This window comes from Paucilactobacillus salsurae (assembly GCF_054784995.1).
In genome coordinates, this window is record NZ_BAAHWX010000008.1 from 38,178 (window position 1) to 62,031 (window position 23,854).

General features: G+C 37.4%; 32 protein-coding genes and 1 other annotated feature. Of the genes, 21 read left to right on the forward strand and 11 right to left on the reverse strand.

From position 1 onward, the window contains the following. The first annotated feature begins 16 nt into the window (after window positions 1-16). The 4 genes from ACYVQZ_RS07420 (at window position 17) to ACYVQZ_RS07435 (ending at window position 4,261) form a co-directional block, all read left to right on the forward strand. A complete protein-coding gene (locus tag ACYVQZ_RS07420; RefSeq protein ID WP_461240769.1) occupies window positions 17-1,507 on the forward strand; it encodes a sugar ABC transporter ATP-binding protein in 1,491 nt (496 codons plus the stop codon). Next, window positions 1,500-2,468, forward strand: coding sequence for an ABC transporter permease (locus tag ACYVQZ_RS07425; RefSeq protein WP_461240770.1), 969 nt, complete (start codon window positions 1,500-1,502; stop codon window positions 2,466-2,468). The genes ACYVQZ_RS07420 and ACYVQZ_RS07425 overlap by 8 nt, the downstream gene beginning before the upstream one ends. A gap of 14 nt (window positions 2,469-2,482) precedes the next feature. Then, on the forward strand, window positions 2,483-3,430 hold the full coding sequence (locus ACYVQZ_RS07430; RefSeq protein WP_461240771.1) for a substrate-binding domain-containing protein: 948 nt from the start codon (window positions 2,483-2,485) through the stop codon (window positions 3,428-3,430). Between the two features lie 249 nt (window positions 3,431-3,679). Further along, window positions 3,680-4,261, forward strand: a complete 582-nt coding sequence (locus ACYVQZ_RS07435) for a sigma-70 family RNA polymerase sigma factor (protein WP_461240772.1) — start codon at window positions 3,680-3,682, stop codon at window positions 4,259-4,261. Window positions 4,262-4,287: 26 nt separating this feature from the next. On the opposite strand, the gene ACYVQZ_RS07440 is transcribed toward ACYVQZ_RS07435, so the two are convergent. From ACYVQZ_RS07440 to ACYVQZ_RS07460, 5 genes are all read right to left on the reverse strand, one after another. Next, entirely contained in the window at window positions 4,288-5,052 is a 765-nt protein-coding gene (locus ACYVQZ_RS07440) for an ABC transporter ATP-binding protein (RefSeq protein ID WP_461240773.1), read from the reverse strand. After that, on the reverse strand, window positions 5,042-6,004 hold the full coding sequence (locus ACYVQZ_RS07445; RefSeq protein WP_461240774.1) for an iron ABC transporter permease: 963 nt from the start codon (window positions 6,002-6,004) through the stop codon (window positions 5,042-5,044). The genes ACYVQZ_RS07440 and ACYVQZ_RS07445 overlap by 11 nt, the downstream gene beginning before the upstream one ends. A gap of 20 nt (window positions 6,005-6,024) precedes the next feature. Then, window positions 6,025-6,906 carry a heme ABC transporter substrate-binding protein IsdE gene (gene isdE / locus ACYVQZ_RS07450; protein WP_461240775.1) on the reverse strand — a complete coding sequence of 294 codons (882 nt, stop codon included), beginning with the start codon at window positions 6,904-6,906 and terminating at the stop codon, window positions 6,025-6,027. Between the two features lie 18 nt (window positions 6,907-6,924). After that, window positions 6,925-7,557: an NEAT domain-containing protein gene (locus ACYVQZ_RS07455; protein WP_461240776.1), complete on the reverse strand. Its 633-nt coding sequence runs from the start codon at window positions 7,555-7,557 to the stop codon at window positions 6,925-6,927. Window positions 7,558-7,628: 71 nt separating this feature from the next. Beyond that, entirely contained in the window at window positions 7,629-10,577 is a 2,949-nt protein-coding gene (locus ACYVQZ_RS07460; RefSeq protein WP_461240777.1) for an NEAT domain-containing protein, read from the reverse strand. A 291-nt stretch (window positions 10,578-10,868) separates the two neighbouring features. On the opposite strand from ACYVQZ_RS07460, the gene rpmG reads away from it, so the two are divergent. The 7 genes from rpmG to rplL all read left to right on the forward strand — a co-directional run bounded on the left by rpmG (window position 10,869) and on the right by rplL (window position 14,315). Beyond that, on the forward strand, window positions 10,869-11,033 hold the full coding sequence (gene rpmG / locus ACYVQZ_RS07465; protein WP_461240802.1) for a 50S ribosomal protein L33: 165 nt from the start codon (window positions 10,869-10,871) through the stop codon (window positions 11,031-11,033). An 18-nt stretch (window positions 11,034-11,051) separates the two neighbouring features. Further along, complete coding sequence (secE, locus tag ACYVQZ_RS07470; RefSeq protein ID WP_461240778.1) at window positions 11,052-11,231, forward strand: preprotein translocase subunit SecE; 180 nt, start codon at window positions 11,052-11,054, stop codon at window positions 11,229-11,231. Window positions 11,232-11,328: 97 nt separating this feature from the next. Further along, the gene (gene nusG, locus ACYVQZ_RS07475; protein ID WP_461240779.1) at window positions 11,329-11,874 is read left to right on the forward strand and encodes a transcription termination/antitermination protein NusG; all 546 of its coding nucleotides are present in this window, start codon (window positions 11,329-11,331) and stop codon (window positions 11,872-11,874) included. 132 nt (window positions 11,875-12,006) lie between these two features. Next, complete coding sequence (rplK, locus tag ACYVQZ_RS07480; protein ID WP_461240780.1) at window positions 12,007-12,432, forward strand: 50S ribosomal protein L11; 426 nt, start codon at window positions 12,007-12,009, stop codon at window positions 12,430-12,432. A gap of 86 nt (window positions 12,433-12,518) precedes the next feature. Further along, complete coding sequence (gene rplA / locus ACYVQZ_RS07485) at window positions 12,519-13,211, forward strand: 50S ribosomal protein L1 (protein ID WP_461240781.1); 693 nt, start codon at window positions 12,519-12,521, stop codon at window positions 13,209-13,211. Window positions 13,212-13,246: 35 nt separating this feature from the next. After that, window positions 13,247-13,367: a sequence feature (ribosomal protein L10 leader region), on the forward strand. Between the two features lie 31 nt (window positions 13,368-13,398). After that, a complete protein-coding gene (gene rplJ, locus ACYVQZ_RS07490; protein ID WP_461240782.1) occupies window positions 13,399-13,899 on the forward strand; it encodes a 50S ribosomal protein L10 in 501 nt (166 codons plus the stop codon). Window positions 13,900-13,946: 47 nt separating this feature from the next. After that, window positions 13,947-14,315, forward strand: a complete 369-nt coding sequence (rplL, locus tag ACYVQZ_RS07495; RefSeq protein WP_461240783.1) for a 50S ribosomal protein L7/L12 — start codon at window positions 13,947-13,949, stop codon at window positions 14,313-14,315. A gap of 199 nt (window positions 14,316-14,514) precedes the next feature. On the opposite strand, the gene ACYVQZ_RS07500 is transcribed toward rplL, so the two are convergent. The 6 genes from ACYVQZ_RS07500 to ACYVQZ_RS07525 all read right to left on the reverse strand — a co-directional run bounded on the left by ACYVQZ_RS07500 (window position 14,515) and on the right by ACYVQZ_RS07525 (window position 18,140). After that, on the reverse strand, window positions 14,515-15,675 hold the full coding sequence (locus tag ACYVQZ_RS07500; protein ID WP_461240784.1) for a site-specific integrase: 1,161 nt from the start codon (window positions 15,673-15,675) through the stop codon (window positions 14,515-14,517). A gap of 194 nt (window positions 15,676-15,869) precedes the next feature. Continuing rightward, window positions 15,870-16,331, reverse strand: coding sequence for a hypothetical protein (locus ACYVQZ_RS07505; RefSeq protein WP_461240785.1), 462 nt, complete (start codon window positions 16,329-16,331; stop codon window positions 15,870-15,872). Between the two features lie 63 nt (window positions 16,332-16,394). Beyond that, window positions 16,395-16,706, reverse strand: coding sequence for a putative zinc ribbon protein (locus ACYVQZ_RS07510; protein ID WP_461240786.1), 312 nt, complete (start codon window positions 16,704-16,706; stop codon window positions 16,395-16,397). A gap of 27 nt (window positions 16,707-16,733) precedes the next feature. Then, entirely contained in the window at window positions 16,734-17,141 is a 408-nt protein-coding gene (locus ACYVQZ_RS07515) for an ImmA/IrrE family metallo-endopeptidase (RefSeq protein WP_461240787.1), read from the reverse strand. Continuing rightward, window positions 17,142-17,456 (reverse strand): helix-turn-helix domain-containing protein, encoded by a 315-nt coding sequence (locus ACYVQZ_RS07520; protein ID WP_461240788.1) that lies wholly within the window; start codon window positions 17,454-17,456, stop codon window positions 17,142-17,144. It abuts the gene before it with no gap. 405 nt (window positions 17,457-17,861) lie between these two features. Beyond that, window positions 17,862-18,140 carry a hypothetical protein gene (locus ACYVQZ_RS07525; RefSeq protein WP_461240789.1) on the reverse strand — a complete coding sequence of 93 codons (279 nt, stop codon included), beginning with the start codon at window positions 18,138-18,140 and terminating at the stop codon, window positions 17,862-17,864. 55 nt (window positions 18,141-18,195) lie between these two features. Between ACYVQZ_RS07525 and ACYVQZ_RS07530 the strand changes: the two genes are divergently transcribed. The 10 genes from ACYVQZ_RS07530 to ACYVQZ_RS07575 form a co-directional block, all read left to right on the forward strand. Then, window positions 18,196-18,399, forward strand: coding sequence for an XRE family transcriptional regulator (locus ACYVQZ_RS07530; RefSeq protein ID WP_461240790.1), 204 nt, complete (start codon window positions 18,196-18,198; stop codon window positions 18,397-18,399). Between the two features lie 64 nt (window positions 18,400-18,463). Continuing rightward, the gene (locus tag ACYVQZ_RS07535) at window positions 18,464-18,751 is read left to right on the forward strand and encodes a hypothetical protein (protein WP_461240791.1); all 288 of its coding nucleotides are present in this window, start codon (window positions 18,464-18,466) and stop codon (window positions 18,749-18,751) included. Between the two features lie 154 nt (window positions 18,752-18,905). Then, on the forward strand, window positions 18,906-19,538 hold the full coding sequence (locus tag ACYVQZ_RS07540) for a hypothetical protein (RefSeq protein WP_461240792.1): 633 nt from the start codon (window positions 18,906-18,908) through the stop codon (window positions 19,536-19,538). Window positions 19,539-19,540: 2 nt separating this feature from the next. Then, window positions 19,541-20,272 (forward strand): N-6 DNA methylase, encoded by a 732-nt coding sequence (locus ACYVQZ_RS07545; RefSeq protein WP_461240793.1) that lies wholly within the window; start codon window positions 19,541-19,543, stop codon window positions 20,270-20,272. Then, complete coding sequence (locus ACYVQZ_RS07550; protein ID WP_461240794.1) at window positions 20,244-21,374, forward strand: tyrosine-type recombinase/integrase; 1,131 nt, start codon at window positions 20,244-20,246, stop codon at window positions 21,372-21,374. Before ACYVQZ_RS07545 ends, ACYVQZ_RS07550 begins: the two co-directional genes overlap by 29 nt. 155 nt (window positions 21,375-21,529) lie before the next feature. Beyond that, entirely contained in the window at window positions 21,530-21,787 is a 258-nt protein-coding gene (locus ACYVQZ_RS07555; RefSeq protein WP_461240795.1) for a hypothetical protein, read from the forward strand. Window positions 21,788-21,881: 94 nt separating this feature from the next. Then, on the forward strand, window positions 21,882-22,034 hold the full coding sequence (locus ACYVQZ_RS07560; protein WP_461240796.1) for a hypothetical protein: 153 nt from the start codon (window positions 21,882-21,884) through the stop codon (window positions 22,032-22,034). Then, complete coding sequence (locus tag ACYVQZ_RS07565) at window positions 22,021-22,740, forward strand: AAA family ATPase (RefSeq protein WP_461240797.1); 720 nt, start codon at window positions 22,021-22,023, stop codon at window positions 22,738-22,740. The genes ACYVQZ_RS07560 and ACYVQZ_RS07565 overlap by 14 nt, the downstream gene beginning before the upstream one ends. Before the next feature lies 1 nt (window position 22,741). Continuing rightward, a complete protein-coding gene (locus ACYVQZ_RS07570; RefSeq protein WP_461240798.1) occupies window positions 22,742-23,287 on the forward strand; it encodes a hypothetical protein in 546 nt (181 codons plus the stop codon). Beyond that, on the forward strand, window positions 23,284-23,854 hold a 571-nt coding region (locus ACYVQZ_RS07575), incomplete at its 3' end, for a DEAD/DEAH box helicase (RefSeq protein WP_461240799.1). The genes ACYVQZ_RS07570 and ACYVQZ_RS07575, both read left to right, overlap by 4 nt.

The following is a 23,854-nucleotide window of genomic DNA, read 5'->3' on the forward strand; positions in this document are numbered from 1 at the left end:
AAATGGAGGTTGAAAAATGCAAGTTGAAATGAAGAATATTTCAAAAGCATTTGGATCTAACAAGGTTTTACGTGACGTTAATTTTTCAATACATGCCGGTGAAGTTCATGCTTTGATGGGTGAAAATGGTGCTGGAAAGTCGACGTTAATGAACATTTTAACCGGATTATTAGACCATGATGGTGGTGAAATTCTAGTTGATGGCAACCAGACTGAATTCAAGAATGCCTTGGATGCTGAACAGCATGGGATTGCTTTTATCCACCAAGAAATGAATAATTTTGGTGAAATGTCAGTTGTTGAAAACATGTTTTTGAACCGTGAAATAAAAAAAGGTTTTGGCATGCTTGATATGAAAGAAATGAAAAAGCAGGCTAAGGAAGCATTAAGCAAATTAGGCGCTGATATTTCTGTTGATGTTCCTGTTGGCAGTCTCAGTGTTGGACGCCAACAAATGATTGAAATTGCAAAATCATTGATGAACAAAACGCAGGTGTTGATTATGGATGAACCAACCGCTGCATTAACTGAAAATGAAATCGACAAACTATTTGGAATTATTGATTCCCTTCGTAAACAAGGTGTTGCTATTATTTATATTTCTCATCGAATGGAAGAAATTTTCAAAATTAGTGATCGCGTAACAGTGATGCGTGATGGATTATCAGTTAATACGTATCAGACAAGCGAAACAGACGTTAAAACAATTGTGCATGACATGGTTGGTCGTGACATGGGTGATTTTTATCCGGATCGTCACGCCAAGTTTGGCGATGTTCTTTTAAAAGCTGAAGACTTAACGCGAAATGGTGTCTTTAAAAATGTTAACTTCGAAGTTCATTCTGGTGAAATACTAGCCTTTTCAGGACTAATGGGCGCTGGTCGAACTGAAATTATGCGTGCCATCTTTGGTATTGATAAATTGGACAGCGGCAAGCTCTTTATTAAGGGGCAAGAAGTTAAAATTACTAGTCCGGAAGCAGCCATTAAAAATAATATCGGGTTTGTGACAGAAGACCGTAAAGACGAAGGGCTCATCTTAGATGCCACATTGTCGGATAATATTGATTTGCCAAGTATTAACGGTTTTGTCAAACACGGCTTTATTGATAAAAAAGCAGATCAAGACTTTGTGGAGATGTTAATCAAGCGTCTGGGTGTTAGAGCACAAAGTCCGCAAGATTTAGCGCAAAGCCTATCTGGTGGGAATCAACAAAAAGTTGTTTTGGCCAAGTGGGTTGGTTCCGGCTCACAAGTCTTAATTCTCGACGAACCGACACGAGGTGTCGACGTTGGAGCTAAACGTGAAATATATGATCTGATGAATGAATTAACCGACCGTGGTACTGCCATTATCATGGTTTCAAGTGATTTGGATGAAGTCTTAGGATTTAGTGATAATATTGCAGTCGTCTATGAAGGTAAAATTCAAGGGGAAATCGCCACAAAAGATGCAACTCAAGATAAAGTGATGACTCTTGCAACAGGAGGAAACCTCGATGAATAATACGGAAGCAAAGAAAAAATTTAACATTGGTGAATTTTATACTAAATTAGGACCACTAACTGCGCTACTTGTGCTTGTTATTTTAGTTAGTATTCTGAATCAATCATTTTTAAATGTTAATAACTTAATGAACTTATTTCAGCAAACCTCAATTAATGCCATTATTGCCTTTGGGATGCAGTTTGTTATTTTAACATCAGGAATTGATTTGTCTGTTGGTTCAATTCTCGCATTAAGCGGTGCGTTTGCGGCTCAAATGATTTTGATGGGCATGCCACCGATCTTAGCGTTCATTATTGGCATCATTTGTGGGGCCGTTTTTGGTGCCTTTAATGGATTACTGATTGCATATGGGAAAGCTGCACCATTCATCGTGACGTTAGCTACGATGTCAGTGTTTAGAGGTGCTACCTATGTGTTAACAAATGGTAATCCAATCACCGGTCCCAAAATGAATAACAGTTTTTCATTTCAGTTTTTAGGTCAGGGATATTTATTTGGGATCCCGTTCCAGGTTTATATCATGATTGTGTTATTCGCGATTTGTTACTTCCTGTTGCATAAGACGACGTTTGGTCGTAAGACTTACGCCATTGGTGGTAACGAACGAGCTGCGTTTGTGGCTGGTGTCAACACAAAGAAAATGTTGATTTGGATTTACACAATTGCTGGCTTTTTAGCTGCCGTTGCTGGAATGGTGTTGACTTCACAACTTGCTTCTGCACAACCAGATGCTGGTACTGGTTATGAAATGGATGCCATTGCTGCTGTTGTTTTAGGTGGAACGTCCCTTGCCGGAGGGAAAGGTAAAATGTTTGGAACTCTGGTAGGTGCCTTGATTATCGGGGTACTAAACAACGGTATGAACTTACTTGGGATTTCTAGTTTCTATCAACAAATTGTCAAGGGTATTGTTATCTTAATTGCGGTTCTATTAGATCGCAAAGAATCGCAAAATTAATGGAGGGCTTTAAGATGAAAAAAGGAACTAAACGGTTATTAAGTTTATTTACAATTTTCGCAGCATTTTTACTAATTGTTTCAGGTTGTGGAGGAGCATCTGTCGGCAATAAGAGTGGTAACTCAAAAGTAACAAAGAAAGCTGCCAAGAACGTTAAGATTGGTGTTTCACTTTCAACACTCAGTAACCCATTTTTCGTTGACGTAAAAAAGGGTATTGATAATGAAGCTAAGGCGAACGGCTCAAAGGTTCAAACTTTTGATGCTCAAAATGATAGTTCAAAACAAAATAACCAAATCTCTGATTTGATTACGAAAAAAGTGGACGTTATCATTGTTAACCCAGTTGACTCAGACGCAATTGTTCCAGCTGTCAAAAAAGCAAATAATGCTGGTATTCCAGTAATTGCTTGTGACCGTGGTTCAAATGGTGGGACATTATTGACCACCGTTGCTTCTGATAACGTAAAAGCAGGTAAAATGGCTGCCGAATTCTTACAAAAACAAGTTGGTAACAAAGCTAAAGTTGCTGAACTTGAAGGAACACCAGGTGCCGATGCTGCTGTTCAACGTGGAAAAGGATTTAACACTGCTATCAAAGGTAACTTAGACTTAGTAACAAAACAAAGTGCTAACTTTGATCGTGCCAAAGGTTTGAACACGACTCAAAATATTTTACAAGCTCATTCAGATATTAAAGGTATTTTTGCTCAAAACGACGAAATGGCACTTGGTGCTGTTAAAGCTGTTAAGGGTCAAGATATTAAGATCGTATCGATTGACGGTACTCCAGACGGTTTAGCCGCTGTTAAGAAAGGTGAACTAACTGGAATTATTGCACAACAACCTAAGACAGAAGGTAAATTAGCTGTTAAGGCTGCTTACAAGCACTATCAAGGCAAGAAAGTTTCAAAGACGATTGCCTCACCAATTCATTTGGTTAAATCTCCTAACGCAAAATAAGGTTAGGGTTGATAGAAAATTAAACTAGAAATAATTCAAAAGTCTTTTGAATTAAAACGAGCAATTCTGCGATGAATTGCTCGTTTTTTTTATTTATTTGGAGATTATAAAATGATTTTAAGTCAAAATAGCATTGATTTATCATTATTTGCTGAAATTATCTTAAACACGTGTTTGCTTGATAGCCATTTTACTTCCGGTATATTGAATGTTGTTATTATTCATAAATTTACAAACTAAGGAGCGACCATGAAGAATTTTATCGAGTATGAAGTTTCAGATGCAGAATTAATAGATCAATTTATTACGGGCAATCCAAATAGTTTTGCAGAACTATTTGAGCGCTATACGCCCTTGGTGGCAAAATATCATCGTCAGTATCATTTTCAACACATTGACAAAGATGACTGGTATCAAGAAGCGCGAATTGTGTTATTAAAAACGTGTCGCCGTTATAAAAAAGAAAACGGTGTGCATTTTGCCTATTATTTTAAAATGAACTTACGGAATCGTGTGTTTGATTTGATTAGACAAGAAAATGCCAAAAAACGAGTCAAGGACAGTCAACAGGTTTCGTTGGAACAAGATGAAGAGAAACAAGCTGAAATTTTGGTAGATACCTGTCATTGCATGCCTGATGAACGACTGTTTTGTGATGATCAAATGCAGGAATTTTTAACACACTGTTCTCGATTTGAAAAAGCAGTTTTTTCATTGTTATCTAGCGGGTACTTACCTGAAAAAATTGCTAATGTTTTAAAGTGTGAGCCGACTAAAGTGAAACGTGCTATTGACCGATGCCGCTGGAAATTAAATGATGTTTTAAATTAAAAAATAACAGCCATCATGGCCGTTATTTAAGGTATCTGAACAATTTGTTGCCCCGCTGTCGTTGCAACCAACTGGGTATTGATATCAAAATACTGTTTTAAATTTTGTGGTGTGATGACTTTACTTGGTTCGCCACTAGCAGCTAGCGCGCCCTTAGATAACAATAAGGTGCGATCACTGAAGTGTAGTGCTTGGTTCAGGTCATGCAAAATCATCAAAATGGTGAGATGGTACTGATCTCTTAGTTGTTCAATTAATTGTAAAAATTTAAATTGAAAGTGCAAATCTAAATATGTGGTTGGCTCGTCTAACAATAAATACTTTGGATTTTGTGCCAGCGCCATTGCTAACCAGACACGCTGCTGCTGACCACCAGAAAGCTGTTGAACAGAGATATTTTTCAGTGCGGTGAGCTCTAAAAAATCCATAATTTCATTAACAACACTATCATCGCTTTCTTCACTAAAGAGTGAGTGATAAGAAGCACGGCCAAACCGAATCAAGTCAATCACCGACAGATCGTCATAAAGCGGATTTTTCTGTTGCACAGCAGCTAATTGTTGGGCATACTCACGATCGGTAAAATCAGTGATTGAACGTTGATCAATTGTAATTGAGCCCGTTTGTAGTTTCAGTTGACGGGTAATTAAATTAAATAAGGTTGATTTTCCAGAACCATTTGGGCCAATTAAGCTCGTGATAGTTCCAGTGGGCAAAGCAAAAGAGACTTGGTCTAATTGCTTTTGTGTGCCCTGTGGCCGATATGAATATGATAGGTTTTTAATCTCCATTGTAAATTCCTTTTTTTGTAAGAATCAGAATTAAAGCAGGCCCGCCAATGACGGCTAAGATAGCTGCAGCTGAAATTTCGGACGGGATAATGATTGTTCGCCCCAGCGTGTCAATGAACAAGAGTAAAAAGGCACCCAGCGGAATTGCGAAACCAACAATTTCACGGTAATCACTACCCACAAAATAGCGGCTGATATGAGTTGTGATAATGCCAAGAAAAGGTAAAACACCCGCCACCACTGAGACACTACTTGTTAAGTAAACCGCGAGCAGTAACAATGTCAGCCGAATCGTATTAGCGTGTAAGCCAATTGTTTTCAATTGGTGGTCGCCAATTTTCAGATAATTGGCCCAACCAGATAGTAGCAATGCTCCCATCAGACCGAGAGAACCTAAAATCAAAACGGGGATGGTTGAAGACCAGGTGATGGTTGCAAAGCTTTGACCGCTACTTTGTAAGGCGTTTTGTGAAAATAACTGTTTAATGCCTAAAAACATCGTGTTTAAGGCAACACCAATTAAAATAATTTTATAGGGATGCGCTTGATTATGCGTTTGAACCAGTAAGCCAAGAGCAATGAGGCCACCTAAGAGACCAAATACAAATTTAACACCTAACATCGCCGGGAAAAGCAAGGTTGCGAAAAGAACAAATAAATCAGCGCCAGCAGCAATTCCTAAAATACTCGGATCAGCAACAGAATTTCTTAAAGTAGCCTGAAAAAAAGTGCCGGCAATCGACAACATTGCACCGCAAATCATGGTTGCCACAATTCGCGGTAGGCGAATATTGATCAATGTATTGAAATAATTGGTGTGATGGCCAAACAGTAATGTGTGCCACGTCTGTGTTAGTGATTGTTGACTAGCACCAGCAGTGATTGACCAGATTATTGTTATGAGTAAGAGAATGGCGACGCTCAGGTATGCGACACCTTTATAACGTTTCATGAATAAAGAGACCCCGTTTTTTATTTTGTCGGGTAAAGCCAGTGGCTAACCTTATCGAGTGCTTTAGTGACATGCATATTTGCTGTAGCATTAAAATCTGGTTGTTGGAGATCATAGACACGGTGAGTTTTAACAGCAGTCATTTTAGCCCACATTGGATTATCACTAAATTCCTGCTCAAATTGTGGTTTTACAATTTGTGGCATAGCATGTTCCAATCTTAAAATAACGTCTGGATTTTTGGTGGCGATGGATTCATTATTGGGGGCAAGATAGGGCTGACTTTTATCTGTGTAGACGTTTTGTCCACCAGCTTTTTGTACAAGGTCACCTACGTAAGAATGATTAGTGGCAATCATGTAACCTGCTCCTGGCATCCCCATCAAGATTAAAACTTTGGGCTTTTTTTGTTGACTACGTGATTGAGCTTTCTTTTCTGCTTGATTAATGAGCTTAATCTGTTGTTTAGCTTGTTTGGTGCGACCGTATTGTGTCCCCATTTTAGTAAGGGTCGTTTTTAAATCACCAATGGTATCTAAAGTTAAATACTGAGTATGAAATTTTTGACTCTTAAATGAAGCACTATATTGATCTTTTAAAACACTAACTGCATAAACGGTTGTCGGCTTCAACGATGCAATTTTTTCAACATTGGGTGCCATTGCACCCCCAATTTTGGCAACATTGTCATATCTGCTAGGAAGCTTGTTGTCCGTTTTAGGAACACCAACGAGAGGCAAATCAAGCTTGTCAGCAATATCAACCACTGCATCCGTTGTGGCAACAATTCGGGCATTTTTAATCTTGTTGTGTTGTTGATATCTGGTAAACCCAACGACAGCTAGAATAATAATTAAAAATCCGGCTATACAGCCGAATAGGATTTTTTGAGTTTTGTTCATTTTATGGTCACCTTAAGATTATTTTCGTTTAACAAAGAAGAAAGCTGAAAAGCTCAGAATTACCACAGCTGCAATTCCACCAATAATAATAGCTAATTGTGTTTGATGATTTTTTTCGTTTAATTGTTTAATTTGAGCAGCTTGCTTTTTTTGTTCGGTGGTGGTTGTTTCATGAGCCTTTGTTGTTTTATTTGCAGTTGAGTTTGAAGATTTGTTTGGCGTTGAAGAACTATTGGCATTTGTTTTTTGTGCAGCTTTATCAGTCGTCGCCAATTTAGGCAGGTTACTTGTATCAAATTTAAAGCTAATCTGGTGTTTAGCGACATAAACGTTGGGAACGTTAATTGAAATAGAGCTACTGATTATTCGGTCTAAGTTATTCGTTTGGAAGGCATAGGTATAATCATAACCGCTGGCACTTTGTGACTTACTGACATTAGATGGACCGTGACCATCAATGCTCAATACGGTAACCGGCCATTTGCCCAGTTTGGTACCAGTATGAATGGTCATTTGGACTAAATATTGATCACCGTTCACTGTAACAGTGGCTGGTTTAACGTAGTAGCCAGACGCCATTGATGTTTCATTGGTACCATATTTAAGTGCTGAATAATTGATAGCATCGGCATGAGCCACTTGAGGTAACATGATTGCACACATTGTTAAGAATAGAACCAAACAAATTTTGTAAAACTGTTTTAACATGAGCCTAAACCTTTCTAATTACGATATTTTTTATAAAATGCAAAGCCAATAATACCGGAACTTAAGATCAAGAAACCAGCAATTTCTGCGAGGAATGGATATGAGTTAATATTCGGTAATTTACTTTTAGCAGACGAAGAAGTTGGTGCGTCCTGTGTTGATTGAGCTGCTTTAGCAGTCGTTGGTAATCCCGCAGCGCTTAGCGCACTTGCTAGTGGGCTTCCAGTTAGGGCGATACTTGAAGCGGGGAGACCACCAGCTGCGGAACCATTATTCATATAATCCATTCCACCGTTTTGGGCTTGACCAAAGGCAAGCCAGATTGAGAACGTTTGATTAATTCCTGCAATAGTGACATGCATTTGAATTTTAGCAGGAAGTGGATTGTTTAAGCCACTTTTGGAATTAACATGGAAAGCGTATGTCCAAACATCATTACCATTAGTTTGCTGATGTGATTGATCAAACACATTACTATAATTCACCGATAATGGTGTGAAGTTAACGTAACCAGCAGTTTCTTGAACGGTTAGATAAACATTATATCCATTGCCAACTTTTACGACTTTGGCACTGTGCGTGTAATAGTTATTAGCGGTTGATAGTGCAGAACGACTGTCATTCCAAACGGTGTAAGGAATGTACTGAACATTCTTAGTTGGATCGATTAAATCAGTTGAACTTGCTTTAATTACAGGTGCAGTTTTGGTGGGGGTGCCATTGTAAATCTCTGTCTTATCATTAAAGGAAACATATGCTTTTTGATCCATTGCTCCAACAGGTGTTACCAGAGAGAAATCAGTTAAAACTGCATGATTAAGCATCCCTTTGGGCAATTTGAAAACAATATCGGCAGATTGACCAGCTTGGTTTTGTAAAGAACCCTTAACACCACCGATTGTCATTGATTTAATAAATTCTGCACCGTTACTAGTGTGGAAAGTCACTTGTACGTTTCCATCAGAGAGGTCTTTGATTTTAATTGCCTTATCTAGGAAGTTTTGAGCTGCAGATGGGGTCTTTGAAAGGTTACCATTTGCGTCTTGTTGGAAAATAGTGGCGAAGTTTTCAGCTTTATTCGGTTGTTTTGTTGGTGTTGAAGAGCTTGATGATGGCTTGACTGAACTGCTACTTGATTGTTTTACAGAACTTGAACTAGCAGAGGTTGCATCACTTGGCTTAGTTGTTTGTGCAGGTTCAGCATATAGCGGTGTATTAAACGACACGTCGGCAGTTTGATTCATGCCAGCACCCAGAGCAATTGTCATTTCAGCTGGAACACGATTCGTTTTGAATTGATCAGTCACGTTAAAAGTTAAATCAGCTGTTTTTGCAGTTACATTTGAAAACTGCGCAGGCTGGCCAGCTAAATCAAATTGTTTAATCATATTACCGTAACTGGTTAAGTGTAATGTCACAGTTTCTTTTGTACCATTATTCGAAACCTTGACGGTGGCTTTCGGGTTGAAGAATGCATTTGATAATGATGGTGTGTTTAGGCCATGCTTTAAGACGCTAAATGGCACTTCATATGTGCCATCCACTAAATGGTTAGGGTCAAATAATAGATTGCCAGTAGCTGGTTTTGTGCTTGTTGAAGAATCAGTTGATGGCTTTTGACTGGTAGCATTCGTTTCTGATGAACTAGAAGAGCTGACTTTAGTAGAATTACTTTTTGAGCTTGCTATTGAACTAACTTTTGTATCGGAAGTTGATGGCTTATTACTAGAACTTGAGGCAGAAGATGTTTTGCTAGAGTCGTTTTTTGCACTTGACGAATTAGAAACTGAAGATGTGCTTGTTGTTTTTGTAGTAGAAGTATCATCTGATGATGATTTCGTTGATGTTGCACTACTACTCGATTGTTTAACACTACTTGAAGAATCCGATTTAGTGTCATCTGTTGTTTTAGCAGGTTCAGCATATAAAGGTGTACCAAATGAAACATCGGCAGCTTGATTCATGCCAGCGCCAAGAGCAATCGTCATTTCAGCAGGAACACGGTTGTTCTTAAACTGATCAGTGACATTGAAAGTGAGATCAGCGGTTTTAGCAGTCACATTTGAAAATTGAGCAGGTTGACCAGCAAGATCAAATTTTTTGATCATGTTGCCATAACTCACTAAATGTAATGTTACGGTTTCTTTGGTACCATTTGCCGAAACATTGACCGTAGCTTTGGGGTTGAAAAATGCGTTCGATAATGACGTTGTATCTAGACCCTGTTTCAAAATAGTAATCGGTACTTCATATGAACCGTCAATTAAATGACTGGGATCAAATAGTAGATTACCAGTAGTTGGTGTCGTGATTGTTTCTGGGTTATTGTTAGCAGGAGTTTCTTTAACTGATGAGCTACTAGATGATGTAGTTGTTTTGCTAGTGCTAGTTGCTTTACTAGCCTGAGTTTCAGAACTGGTATCTTGTTTAGCAGAACTACTGCTTGCAGAACTAGTAGAGCTAGAACTCTCATCTAAGGCAATTGTTTTTAAAGTTGATGAGTCCGTTTGAATATCAGCAGTTTGGTGCATCACGCCTAAATGGGGAATGTTAATATCCATTGCAATATTCACAGGTTGATCTAATGCAGTAATTGGTAACTCAATATCTTCTGTATTGTCGCCAGTACTGATGACATTTAATGCTTTTTGATCAGAAGACGTTTTCAAATTGGTGAGCAAGGATTTATCCTTTATCATATGAAGGGTTAATGTCATTTTACCTTGCTTAACGACTAAATCAGCAGTTTCGTCAAAGTAGCTATGAGCAACTGAGGACGTTGACGTACCCGCTTTTAAGATCTTAGCAGTCAGTTGGTAGTGACCGTCTGCCAATTTTTTGTCATTTGTTGTCGTTGTTTGTGTAGCATATGCGTTGGAAACCAGTCCTTGTGTAGCTGGGCTGATTGTGCCAAATCCCAAAATGCTGATCGCAGTTAACGTTACGAATTTTTTCCAGTGCATACGGTAATTCCCCCAAAGAATTTAATTTAACGGTTAATTATTAATTGCTATATTTATAAAAGTGTAATTCGCTTACATTGTAGCAAAAATCAGGGTTTCATACAATCACAGAATGGCAAAAATAGTGAGTAATGACGGGCTTTTCCTAATGTTTATACGGTTTATAATTGCAAAATAATTGAATTATACATTGATAAGTAAACTAACTTTCATGATTTGAGGTTCAAGTTGTTTTGCACGCAATTTGAAAAATTGACAGTGGTTTTACTTGATGATATGATTAATAGGCTTATGGAGGTGTTAATTTTGGCACAACGAAAGATGGCACTTGCATGTTCTGTGTGTGGTTCTCGTAACTATATAATTACTGCAAATCCGAACCGCACGGAAAGATTAGAAGTTAAAAAGTTTTGTAAATATTGTCAAAAGCATACACTGCACCGCGAAACAAAGTAGTGTATAGGGGGAGAAAAAATGCATTTATTGCGATTCTTAAAAAGTGTTGTTGCAGAAATGAAATTGGTTGTTTGGCCAACAGCTGCAGAGAATAGAAGAGATACAACGGTCGTTATTTCATTAACAGTATTTTTTGTCCTCTTCTTTGCACTATTTGATTGGTTAATCCAAAGCGGGTTATTGGCTTTTACAAAGTAATGGTCAAAGTACGTATTTTCTGATATAATGATCTCGATGCAAAAACTTCGTTAGCGCGAGGTTTTTTTATTTTGACTAAAAATAGGAGATTGGTAACGTGGAATCTGTAGAAAAACAATGGTACGTGTTACATACGTACTCAGGATACGAAAATCGGGTTAAAAGTAACTTAGAGTCACGGGCGCAATCGATGGGGATGGAAGATTTCATCTATCGGGTTGTTGTTCCAGAACAAGAAGTTCGTGAAGTTAAAGATGGTAAAGCAAAAGAATCTATTGAAAAGACTTTTCCAGGATACGTACTTGTTGAAATGGTGATGACTGATCAAGCTTGGTATATCGTCCGAAATACACCAGGTGTGACTGGATTCGTTGGCTCACATGGTGGTGGCTCAAAGCCTACACCTTTGTTACCCGATGAAGTTGAATTTATTTTACGTCGTTTAGGAATGAGTGCCCGTTATAAAGACTTAGATGTTGAAGTTGGCGAAACAGTCAAAATTGTTGAAGGTGCGTTTGCAGACCTAACAGGTAAGATTACTGAAATTGATAAAGAAAAGATGAAATTGAAAGTTAACATCGAAATGTTTGGTCGTGAAACCGCGACTGAACTGGATTTTGACCAAGTTGATAAGTTAGCATAATGTCTGAAATGGTCTTTGACCATGACGGGTAACTATGCTATAATTTTCTGGTATGTCGTTGACGTACACGTGGGAGGAGCAAATCTAAGGCTCCATCATGACCACAACACGGACTTAAGGAGGTTATGTCTCGTGGCTAAAAAAGTAGCGAACGTTGTTAAGTTACAAATTCCTGCTGGTAAAGCAACACCTGCTCCACCAGTTGGTCCAGCACTTGGACAAGCAGGAATCAATATTATGGGATTCACAAAGGAATTTAATGCACGTACTGCTGATCAAGCAGGTTTGCTTATTCCGGTTGTAATTAGTGTTTATGAAGATCGTTCATTCGATTTCATCACTAAGACTCCACCTGCATCAGTATTGTTGAAAAAAGCCGCTGGTGTTGAACATGGTTCTGGTGAACCTAACACAAAGAAAGTTGCTAAGGTTACCAAGGATCAAGTTAAGCAAATTGCTGAAACAAAAATGCAAGATCTAAACGCAGCTAATGTTGAATCAGCTATGCGCATGATTGAAGGTACTGCACGTAGCATGGGCTTTGAAGTCGAAGGCTAACATGCAGTCGGGCACTTCATTAAAATGAATGTGCCAAGTGGGAGGTAAAACCGCTAGACCACATTTGCAAGGAGGAAAAAACACAGATGGCTCAAAAAAGAGGTAAGAAATACCAAGACGCCTTAAAAAAGGTTGATAGTGAAAAACTATATGATGTAACAGAAGCAATCAACTTAGCTAAGGAAATGGATTTTGCTAAGTTTGATGCAACACTTGAAGTTGCATTTAATTTAAACGTTGATACAAAACAAGCAGACCAACAATTACGTGGTGCCGTTGTATTACCTAATGGTACTGGTAAGGAACAAACAGTTGTTGTATTTGCTAAAGGTGACAAGGCTAAAGAAGCACAAGATGCTGGTGCTGATGTTGTCGGTGACGATGACTTAGTTGGTCGTATTCAAGATGGATGGTTAGACTTTGATGTTGCCATTGCGACACCTGATATGATGGCACAAGTAGGACGTTTAGGTCGTGTATTAGGACCTAAAGGTTTAATGCCAAACCCTAAGACTGGTACAGTAACAATGGATGTTGCTAAGGCCGTTTCTGAATCAAAAGCTGGTAAGGTAACTTATCGGACAGACCGTGACGGAAATGTTCATGTACCATTTGGTAAGGTATCATTTGATGTTGCTAAATTAGTTGAAAACTTAACAACCATTGAAGAAGTTGTTGTTAAAGCACGTCCTGCATCTGTTCGTGGAACATATGTTAAGCACGTATCTCTAGCATCAACATTTGGTCCAAGCGTGAACGTAGATTTAGCTACATTTTAGGCTTGACCAATTCTCGGCCAGTTGATATACTGACTTAGTTAATTAAATATTCACCTAAGACTCAGGTGGCTTTTGCCTTAATATGACCTGCCGAGGAAACAATGTTGTTTTTATTTCTCTATGTCTAGGTGGACATAGGGATTTTTTATTAAATCCTATTTAAATCATTAATTAGGAGGTGAAAAATATGAGTAAAGAAACAGTTGCAGTAAAAGCTAAAGAAGTTAGCGAAGTTGCAGATCGTTTTAAAAACGCTGAATCTGTAGTCGTTGTTGACTATCGTGGTTTGACTGTTGAAGAAGTTACTAATTTACGTAAAGATTTACGTGAAGCAGGTGTTTCAATGTCTGTTATCAAAAACAAGATTTTGACACGTGCCGCTGACGAAGCAGGATATTCTGATTTAAAGGATACTTTTGTTGGTCCTAGTGCAGTAGCTTTCTCAAACGAAGACGCAATCGCACCAGCTAAGATTATGAAGAAGTACGCCGATGATATCGACGCTTTGGAAATCAAGGGTGGTATCTTGGAACAAAAAGTAGCTTCAGTTGATAAAATCAACGAATTTGCTTCATTACCAAGTCGCGAAGACCTTCTTTCAATGTTACTTTCAGAACTACAAGCACCAATTCGCAATGTTGCTTATGCGCTTAACGCCGTTATTGAAAAGGGCGATGACGCTGCATAATCAATCTCAACTAAACATAATATAACTTAAAATTTGGAGGATTTATCATGGCTTTTGATAAAGATACAATCATTGCTTCATTAAAAGAAGCATCAATTTCAGATCTTAACGATCTTGTTAAAGCAATCGAAGAAGAATTTGGCGTTTCAGCTGCTGCTCCTGTAGCCGCAGCTGGTGCAGCTGGCGGCGACGCTGGTGGCGCTAAGGACTCATACACAGTTGAATTAACTGAATCAGGTGACCAAAAGGTTAAAGCTATCAAGGCTATCCGTGACATCACTGGTTTAGGTTTGAAGGATGCTAAGGGTCTTGTTGACAACGTACCATCAGTTGTTAAGGAAGATGTTAAAGAAGACGAAGCTAACGATATCAAGGCTAAACTTGAAGAAGTTGGTGGCGTGGTTACTCTTAAGTAGGAATTTAACCTATTTAAGGTATTCATAGGATAGTAAAATGTTTCTACATCAACATTTGTTAGAAATGTAAATTCCTAAAATATCCTATATTATCCTACTAAAGGGCGGATTTAGGTCGGAACTCGACTTGAGTCCGCCCTTTTTATTTTGGATAAAACTTTTGTAACCACACAACCAACTTCTTCAGTTGTGTTTCTATTTAATTGTATTTAGATTCCACTAAATTAACTACCTTTTTAGCGCCTGAATCTGTACCGGTATCATAGTATTCAGTCATGGAAACATCTGAATGCCCCATGATATTTGCTACATCTTGAGATGATCCTGATAGTGGCATGGCAAAAGTAGCAAAAGCATGTCTCATCATGTGTGGAAAGATGTGGAATTCAATCTGATTACCAATCCGCTTGAAGTAGTGATTCAGTACATTAAAGTTCACAGGTTTGGCATCTTTGTTAACAATCAAAAACATAGAATCATAATAGAGCAAATCATTCTCAAGGCAACGCTGTTTCAATTCATGGATTGCCATGTTGAGAATGTTATACATAGCTTGAGTAATAGGAACATCACGGATGGATGATTTTGTTTTGGGTGTTGTTCCTTGTGGGCAAGCTGAAGTTCTAGCCACTCTAACTTCAATGTGATCTTGAAAGATTCGTTTGGGCTGGAGACCTAACACTTCACCATGTCTTAATCCAATAGTGGTGAGCATAAAGCCAGCGTATTGAATTGGATCCAAAATCTTGTGAGCTGTTTGAAGTGCTTGCTTATATTTTTCAGGACTGATTTTCAGGTTGCGCTCACCAATGCCATCTTTGATGTGGATGTTTTTGATCCTGTTTGCATCCAACTGATCTGAATAGACAGCATCATTCAATAGGGCAGCTAATGATCTTCTGATTGTCCGAAGCGTGTTAGTGGCTAAACCAATCTTGCCATTGCCCCGATCTAATTTTTGCAACTCATCAATCCAGTTTTGGAACTCATCTCTGGTGATCTCATTCAATTGATAATTACCAAACTTTGGCAGCAACCACTTATCATAAAGGCGTTCATAGTCTACTTTGGTATCTTCTGACCAGTAGCCATTTTTGATATTTTTCTCATGCCAAAAATCAAAGTATTGTTTCAAATTGAGATCTGTGCTTTTACCTTTACGAACTAGGGCAGATTTCAATTGATCATCAGCCCATCTGATTGCATCATGAGATTTAGTGAATCCTTGTTTTTCAAATCTTAGTTTCTGATGATTGATTGTTTTCTTGAATGTAACTCTGTAACGTTTATCACCACTAGTTGTTTCATATCGTCTAACTCTAGGATCCTTTTTGAGTTTAGTTTCATTTACATATTTCATTGTTCAAATTCCTTTCGTTTAATCGAACCAAGGCAGATTGATTAAATAGAAAGTTTAGGCATCACCCCTTTCAGTGGTATAATTGTGTATACAAAAAGTGTACATCTGTAGTGCATCTTTATGTGATTAGCATATCCTTAACTTTGGTCGGTGGGGGATATGCTTTTTTTATTTATTTAAAATTGTTTCAAATTTTAATTTACATCGTTCAGATCACCACGGAATATGGTGATACGTGTAATATCTCCATTGTTATTTCGTGTAAATTCTACGAGATACTTTTTGTTAATTTTTGAAGATGAATAAATTGCCTTACCATCTTCTTGTGTGCCGATTTTAGTAGCATCTTTTTCCATAAAGTCAGATATGTGTTCATTGATAACTTCTGAATCTAACTTGTCGTTTAGTGGTAAATTTTTGAAGTTTTCTTTCACAACATTAATAGTTTTATGATCGCCTAGACCATAATAAACATAAGTCATGGATTTATCTCTTCGAAGTCCACCAGTTGTTTTCTTCGTTTTATGCGTTAGTTTTCCATACACGTTGTTTTTTGAACCTGCATACTTGTGTTTGGCATTTACATTAATTGTGCTTGATAAAAGTAGAATTGCGCACAAAATAAACATTGATAAAAATTTTCCGTACTTTTTCATTAAATAAAAACTCCCCAAGATATTTAGCAAAGTTTAAAGTCATTGGCATTGTTGGACATATTTTTAAAGTATTAATAAAATCAGCAAAATAAGTATGACACCAATGATTGGCAACAAACATCCCATCGTTAATGTGTTGCCTGTTTTGGTTAAATTGTCCCCGATATGTGAAAGAGTGTTTCCATTAGCCTTATATTCGGCATCTTTTAAGGCCCATTTTAATGGCACTCCGTTTTGATCTTCACCATCATATATGATTTTTGAACCACAATTTGGACAGTATCGTTGCCCAGAAAGCTGAAACTTACATTTACCACAGAATAACTTTTTTCCACTCTTTGATTGCAATTGACCTATTTGTGACCATTCTTGCATGATAAGTTCTCCTCATTTATTACAAAATTAAATACTGTACCTTGCGTTTAATCGATCAACGACCAAATATTCAAGGTTGCCGGGAATACCAAACTGTTCCATGAATTGATAAACGTTAGCATTTTCAATTTCTGTTTGAGTGCAGTAATCAATCAAAATGTTTATGGCTGTGGCATTAGCGTTAGATTCTATTTTTGATTCAGATGAACTGCTTGAATAATACAAAACACCTTCATCATTATTAAGAATATGCCCGATCTCATGAGCTATCTGAAAGGGTAGCTCTTTTTGATTGTGCCATTTAGCATTGATGACAATGGTTTTTGTATTGTTGTTAGCTGCAGATGGAGTATCAGATGACAGTCTATCCTCCCATACGTAGCCAATACGATTATCGTATGCAAAATTTAGTAGGTAAGTAATGATACTATCCATTTATTCTTTACCCCTTAGTAGTCGTTTAATTAATTCTAAATCTTCTTCAGGTATTGGTTTACCCTGATAGGTCATGATGACTTGATCGTCATCTAGATCAGCTGTTTTTTCTGGTCTTGGATCGTCAGTTCGTTCCAACAAATAATCAGTAGACACAGCGAAATAGTCTGCTAGTTCTTCTAGTTTTTTAGCACTCGGATTTGTTTTCCTCAATCTGTAAAGGGTGTTTTGAGAATAATTTAAGTCGTTTTCAACATCATTTATAGACTTATGTTTACTTTCTGCTAAAAATTTAACACGGTCAAATAGCGCCATATCAATGTTCCTCTCATTTCTAGAGAAACAAATTAAAATAAATGCATAAAATATATTGCTATTTTTACGCAAATGTTTTAATATAGTTCTCGTAAGCTAGTTTGATAACTAAAAGGCAATACAAAAGAGCTGTTAAAAATCGTTCCCCAACGAGTAAATGGCTTTAAATTGCTTGTTTAGTTATGTCTTGATATTAAAACATTTGTATAAATAAGTCAATAAAAATTAAAAGAAAAGCTATCAAACTAGCTTACTACATAAAAAAGAAAGGAGGTACCACATGAATTCTAAATTACGTGAAAAGAGGTACAGGGATAGTTTGCGAAGACTGAAAAAAGAGCAGGCTTTTTTTGAAAAAAGTCCACTCTACATCTCGTTAATTGCACTAATGATCGGTTTGTATGTTTATTTCTTTAAATAGGCCAATATGCTGACGATCAGGGCACAGATCGAAATTAACCAAGTTAAATTGTTCCGTTCAAATTTTATTAACCATTCTTTGCCAGCCGTTGTGATTATATAGCTCCCAGTGCCAACGACAATAGGCTCAGGAGAATTGGCTTTATATATTTGTTTTAGTAATTTACCACGAACTAGAACATCATAAACTGCGGAATTTTTACTGATAGTAATTTTCTTTTTAAATAGCGCTTTGTACAGGTAGAACGCGGTTAAGAACCACATAAAAACACCTCGTTTTTTACTAAGTATATCAAATCAAACAGAAAGGAGCGATTATATGCCAACTACATTAGGCGGACGAGATCTAGTTAAGGACTATCTCAAAGAAAACAAAATTAGTATTGCAAGTTTAGCCACAACTTACAGTGTCGGAAAGATGTACATGGGACAAGTTCTTGATGGAACTAAAACGTCTGCTGCAGCTAACAAATTGGTACTAAAGATTATTGATGATTTCAAAATTAGAGCAAAGGAGGATTAATCACTCAAATAGTTGCAGGTAAGGGCCAGACATATTTTATTAACAAGTTTAAGTAGGTGGTTAAATGTTTCAACTAACAATGGATTCAGAGCAGAGTAAATCACTGATGAATGATCTAGCCAGAAAAATGTTTGATGAACTGAAACCATTGATTGTGGATGAACTCAAACATGATGAATTGGTTAGTAAGGATTATCTCAGAAAGAACGTGTTCCACTGTGGACGAGATGCAATTGATGTGATTGTAGAAACTCATGGATTCCCTAGAACGGAAGTTGGGGATAACGAGAATTACAAGTATTCCATTAAGGCAGTTGATGAATGGATTAAGCGAAATCAGCTGTTTGATTAAACAAAAAAATGAACCAAGGCAGATAGAAAATGGAGTGATTTGAAATGAAACAAAACACGGAGCAGTGGTTGCAAGCGGTTGTATTAGTTGGTGGATTTTTCATGTTATTAGGTTTCGTTAACTGGTTGGACGTTGTTATCAAGTAGGTGATCTCATGAGGACAGTTCGCAGCCACAATGTATGGGACGAAAATAAAATTTCTCAATTGACTAACTTAATCATCATGGATTCGTATACAAACGAGTGTCTCAATGTTAACGAACTAGCAGAACATTTTGGAATTAGCGTTGTCACCATGAAAAGAAGAATTTATGAGTTAAGGAAAATAGGGGCATTGCCAAAATTTGATTTAAGCAATCAAGAGCATAAATTTGGACGCCCATACTCGAAATGGGAAATAAATACAGTTATTCATCTTTCAAAATCTGGATACGGTAACAAAGAAATTGGGAGAAGAATTAGTCGCACTGCTAAAAGTGTCGAAGCAGTTAAAACTCGATTAATTAGACAAGGCAAAACAATATCTTATAGCCAGCGATGGAGTAAATGTGAAGACGACTTTCTGCTTAAAAATATTGAACTGGATATAAATAACATTTGTACCAATACTCAATATTTAGCAAGAACAATTAGTAGACCGAAATCAGGTGTTGAAAAAAGAATTTTTAGATTGAGGCAAAAAGGAAAGCTACCTTTGCCAACAAGGCGTGGTGCTTCAGATCCTGGAGTAGAAAGATGGTTAAAATTTAGAAAAGACTGGATTAAGCAAACGTTTAAGAGGTGGTAAAAGTGAACACAGATTTTACGTTAGAGAATGTAAATAAAATACTAGGAATTAAAGAGTCATTCAAGGCACCTGACAAGTTAATGGAGTTGCTTTTTGATTCGGAAAAACGCATTGAAATGTTTCAAAAGTTTTTAGATATTTCAACGGATATGAGTTTTGACTGGTTTCACCAATATTTTCAAGAAGAACAAGCAGAACGTAAAACAAACAAGCAAGACTTCACGCCAAATTCTGTTGCCGAAATAATGAGCCGATTAACCGCTGATAAAAGGTCAAATTCATATTATGAAGTGGCAGCGGGAACAGGTGGAATATTAATTACTAAATGGTTTGATGATTGTCTGAAAGAAACACCACTCACATACATGCCACACGAACATGAATATCATGTTGAAGAATTAAGCGATCGGGCATTACCTTTCTTACTGTTCAATATTGCAATCCGTGGTATGAACGCAACCGTATTTCATGGGGACTCACTAGAACGCACATGCCGAGGTATATTTTTCATTCAAAATACCAAAGATGACGTTCTTGGATTTAGTGATATTAATGTGATGCCACGAAGTAAAGCAGTTAAGCAAGAGTTCAACATAAAAAAATGGATTGGTGAACCTTATCCAGACCACATTGAGTCTGATTCAAAACAATGGGCGATTAACGTAGAAAAGAACATGGTTTTTAAAAGAAAGTTAGGTGACATATTTGACAGAAGTTCCAATCAAGCAGGCTAATCCTGTAGGCGAGTATGTTAAGCAGGCAAGCTATCATACGAAATCCAGAGAAGAAGCTAGAGATATGTATTTTTGGGACTATTACTGCTGGTGGTTAAAACGTTATAAATATGGGCGAATTTCAAATGTGACAATGACCAAATACAATGCAACAGCTAAGACTATTTGGAATTTAATTCCAAACGCAAGGCTCCATGATTTGGATAAGAATAGACAAATTTTACAACACTTATTCGATCTGTATGGATCAACACATCAACATGCCACTGTATTAGATTTTAAAAACCAAGTGCTTGCATCTCTGCGGTCAGCAGTTGATGACAACTTTATAGATGGTATCTCTGATTCACAATTGGTAATTACTTCAGTTGAAGATGGCTGGTCACAAGAAAAACGTAGTAAGAAACAAAATGAAGTTAAAACAATGGATGCCTCTGAATTTAGGAAGTTTAAATTGCAGATCGAAATTGAACTCGAAAATGGGCTAAAGGAACAGCCAATCAAACCAAAAGTAAATCCAGACCGATTCACTAGTAATAAAAATCGTATCGCCCTTTCAGCTCAAACTAAGCTCATGTGTCTGATGATTCTATTACACACAGGCTGCCGATTTGCAGAATCTTTGGGTGTGACATTTAACGACATTCACGATGGAACTATGGTCATCAATAAGACATGGGATTACAAAAATGAAACTGGATTTGCAAAAACCAAAAATACCAGTTCAGTACGTGATGTCTGTATTGATGAAACTTTAGAAAAAATGGTTCTTAAGTATAAAGAATGGAAACTTAAGTATTTTGATGTCGACGAATTGCAAGGCTTGCCAATAGTGGTTGAACCACATACCAGATACTACAACGACACAATGAACGGCTTCTTCAGAAATAGGCAAAAGAAGTATGGAATTACTAAGAACCTTTCAATTCACAAAATCAGACACACTTACATTTCATATTTGTTAAACGAAGATGTGTCTGCTGAAACAATTGCCCAGCAAGTTGGCCATAGTGATACTTCAATGATTCAACAAGTATACGGACATATTATGGCAGAACGTCATGAAGCAGATAAGTTAAAAATTTCGTCGTTAATGAGGTGATTAAATGAAAGGCTACTACGCAGGAAACGAATACTGGGAACGGTATGTATTACTCAATAATGCATACAAAAAAAACGACTCGCATTGCAGTGCGAATCGGCGGAGAAGAAAAATTTTATCTGTTGCTATTTTATCACGAATAGGGGGCTGGCTCAATGGGCGTAGACAATCCAATTACAAAAAACGCTGGTGATGAATTCTTTGGTGAGATGAATCGAGATGGGCAGAAAATTATTCCGTTAACGATTGCCAAAACTTACGATGGCAAGCCACTCACTAAAGATGATAATTTCTGCACATTATGGGGCGATAACTATTTAAGAGACGAAAGCAGTAAGTTTTTAGGCTATTTAATCGCCACCCATGGTGCTGATCAATTACTAGCAGAGTTAGGAGCTGAAGAACATCGATGATTTAGAAAAACGCATTAATCAAATTATTGCGGATGCACTGAAAAATGCCAGGCAGAAGAAAACCTATCGGCAAGGAATTAATTATCTTAAAGGATTGCAAGATAAGGCTAAAAAAATTGAATGGCACGACCTGGATCGATCATTGATTGAACCTGCTACCCAGTTAGTATCCGCAGCTTACGGTCAAGCAATCTATGAATTACAAAATGAAATGTACAGTCAGGAGATAAAAAATGAAGATAACTAACGGGAAAAATATTTCATTAAAGAAAAACTGGAAAGTCATTTTATACGGCAAACCAGGTGTAGGAAAAACAAGCGCAATCAAATTATTAACAGGCAAGACGTTAATCCTTGCTTTGGATAATTCACAGAAAGTTTTAAACGGGCAAGCAAACATTGATGTGTGGAAAGATGATATTTTCCCTGATGATGATATGGAACACGGGTTTGATCGTGAGCATCCAGAAGAATCCATGATTAAATTTTTCAAAGATACAGATGAAATTTCAAAAACTTATGACAATTTAGTCATCGACAATATTTCATCATTTGAGAAAGATTGGTTCGTTGAAAAAGGTAAGTCGAGTAAGAACGGTATTTCAAACGAAATTCAAGATTATTCACAGTGGACTAACTACTTTGCACGTATCATGACATCACTATATATGATTCCAAATATCAATATTGTGACGACGGCCTGGGAAACACAACAACAAATTACTACAGCAAGTGGACAGGTATTCAACCAGTTTGCCCCTGAAATTCGAGCGAGTGTGCGAGACGGTTTGCTAGGTTTAGCAGACGTGGTCGGCAGAATGTTAATTAATCCAGACTCAGGCACACGGGGAGTCATTCTTGAAGGTGATGATTCAGTCTACGCCAAGAACCGGTTAGACAGTCGTACATCTGCAACTATCGAGGAGCTGTTTAAGTTTGGGAGTGTGAAATAAAATGTTTAATCCTAACAAAATGAAAGCAAAAAAAATGCATGGATTTCGTTCACAGCTTGAGTGGCAATGGGCATTAGTTTTTTCACAACTTGGTTGGGAATATAAATATGAACCAAAGCAATTTAGATTAAAAAATTGCAGTTATCTACCCGATTTTTTAGTAAATACTGATGATGGTCAAGAATGGTTTGAAGTAAAGCAAAAAGCTAGTGATGAAGAAATAGAAAAGTGTCGTCAGCTTTCAGAACAAGTAGATGGATTTGTGTACTTACTCGAAAAATATCCATCTCCCAGGCGTGGATATAAAGCGTTTAAAGATGGAGAACAGTACGATGATATCTGGTGCTTTGTTTATGAAGGAAACAGAGATGTTATAAGTGATGAGGTTGGGTGGGCATTTACCCTCGTAAAACATTGTGTTAGTTCGTATGAAGCAGAACGTGATTATGCACTAAATCAATTAAAAGAAAACGGATTTCTTGAAGAAGTTGCGCATCATTTAGAAAAGCAGGGTTGGCATGATTATCTTGGCGGTGATAGTTATTGATCACGTTATATCCATATCAAACACAGTTAGTCATAAAAGCCCGTCAATCCTTACAACAAGGAAATCAATCTGTCTTATTAGTTAGCCCTGCCGGTAGTGGTAAATCAATCATCATTGCAGATATTACCAGACGTGCGATTGATAAGGGTGGAAACGTTATGTTTACTGTCCACAGACAGGAGCTGATTAATCAGATTACTCAGAGCTTTGAACAAGCTGGTGTTGATTTATCCCACACAACAATTATGACTGTGGGAAAGATTGTTAATCGATTAGACGTACTGCCAAAGCCGACTTTGATTATCACAGATGAAACGCACCACTCTTTAGCTAAGACTTACCGCAAGATTTACGACTATTACCCGGACGTGCCACGATTGGGTTTTTCTGCCACACCTTGGCGCATGAGCGGGAAAGGGTTTGATGATATCTACGACACCATGGTTGAAGGACCTGACGTGAAATGGTTAATCAAAAATAACTATCTCGCACCATATAAGTATTTTTCAGTCAATTTAATTAATGAAAATAAACTGAAAACTTCCAGTACTGGCGACTTTACCAATA

Coding starts and splice junctions, on each gene's coding strand:
- ACYVQZ_RS07420 (WP_461240769.1), top strand. CDS start 17: ATGCAAGTTGAAATGAAGAATATTTCAAAAGCATTTGGATCTAACAAG.
- ACYVQZ_RS07425 (WP_461240770.1), top strand. CDS start 1,500: ATGAATAATACGGAAGCAAAGAAAAAATTTAACATTGGTGAATTTTAT.
- ACYVQZ_RS07430 (WP_461240771.1), top strand. CDS start 2,483: ATGAAAAAAGGAACTAAACGGTTATTAAGTTTATTTACAATTTTCGCA.
- ACYVQZ_RS07435 (WP_461240772.1), top strand. CDS start 3,680: ATGAAGAATTTTATCGAGTATGAAGTTTCAGATGCAGAATTAATAGAT.
- ACYVQZ_RS07440 (WP_461240773.1), bottom strand. CDS start 5,052: ATGGAGATTAAAAACCTATCATATTCATATCGGCCACAGGGCACACAA.
- ACYVQZ_RS07445 (WP_461240774.1), bottom strand. CDS start 6,004: ATGAAACGTTATAAAGGTGTCGCATACCTGAGCGTCGCCATTCTCTTA.
- isdE (WP_461240775.1), bottom strand. CDS start 6,906: ATGAACAAAACTCAAAAAATCCTATTCGGCTGTATAGCCGGATTTTTA.
- ACYVQZ_RS07455 (WP_461240776.1), bottom strand. CDS start 7,557: ATGTTACCTCAAGTGGCTCATGCCGATGCTATCAATTATTCAGCACTT.
- ACYVQZ_RS07460 (WP_461240777.1), bottom strand. CDS start 10,577: ATGCACTGGAAAAAATTCGTAACGTTAACTGCGATCAGCATTTTGGGA.
- rpmG (WP_461240802.1), top strand. CDS start 10,869: ATGGAGGTGTTAATTTTGGCACAACGAAAGATGGCACTTGCATGTTCT.
- secE (WP_461240778.1), top strand. CDS start 11,052: ATGCATTTATTGCGATTCTTAAAAAGTGTTGTTGCAGAAATGAAATTG.
- rplA (WP_461240781.1), top strand. CDS start 12,519: ATGGCTCAAAAAAGAGGTAAGAAATACCAAGACGCCTTAAAAAAGGTT.
- rplJ (WP_461240782.1), top strand. CDS start 13,399: ATGAGTAAAGAAACAGTTGCAGTAAAAGCTAAAGAAGTTAGCGAAGTT.
- rplL (WP_461240783.1), top strand. CDS start 13,947: ATGGCTTTTGATAAAGATACAATCATTGCTTCATTAAAAGAAGCATCA.
- ACYVQZ_RS07500 (WP_461240784.1), bottom strand. CDS start 15,675: ATGAAATATGTAAATGAAACTAAACTCAAAAAGGATCCTAGAGTTAGA.
- ACYVQZ_RS07505 (WP_461240785.1), bottom strand. CDS start 16,331: ATGAAAAAGTACGGAAAATTTTTATCAATGTTTATTTTGTGCGCAATT.
- ACYVQZ_RS07510 (WP_461240786.1), bottom strand. CDS start 16,706: ATGCAAGAATGGTCACAAATAGGTCAATTGCAATCAAAGAGTGGAAAA.
- ACYVQZ_RS07515 (WP_461240787.1), bottom strand. CDS start 17,141: ATGGATAGTATCATTACTTACCTACTAAATTTTGCATACGATAATCGT.
- ACYVQZ_RS07520 (WP_461240788.1), bottom strand. CDS start 17,456: ATGGCGCTATTTGACCGTGTTAAATTTTTAGCAGAAAGTAAACATAAG.
- ACYVQZ_RS07525 (WP_461240789.1), bottom strand. CDS start 18,140: ATGTGGTTCTTAACCGCGTTCTACCTGTACAAAGCGCTATTTAAAAAG.
- ACYVQZ_RS07530 (WP_461240790.1), top strand. CDS start 18,196: ATGCCAACTACATTAGGCGGACGAGATCTAGTTAAGGACTATCTCAAA.
- ACYVQZ_RS07535 (WP_461240791.1), top strand. CDS start 18,464: ATGTTTCAACTAACAATGGATTCAGAGCAGAGTAAATCACTGATGAAT.
- ACYVQZ_RS07540 (WP_461240792.1), top strand. CDS start 18,906: ATGAGGACAGTTCGCAGCCACAATGTATGGGACGAAAATAAAATTTCT.
- ACYVQZ_RS07555 (WP_461240795.1), top strand. CDS start 21,530: ATGGGCGTAGACAATCCAATTACAAAAAACGCTGGTGATGAATTCTTT.
- ACYVQZ_RS07565 (WP_461240797.1), top strand. CDS start 22,021: ATGAAGATAACTAACGGGAAAAATATTTCATTAAAGAAAAACTGGAAA.
- ACYVQZ_RS07570 (WP_461240798.1), top strand. CDS start 22,742: ATGTTTAATCCTAACAAAATGAAAGCAAAAAAAATGCATGGATTTCGT.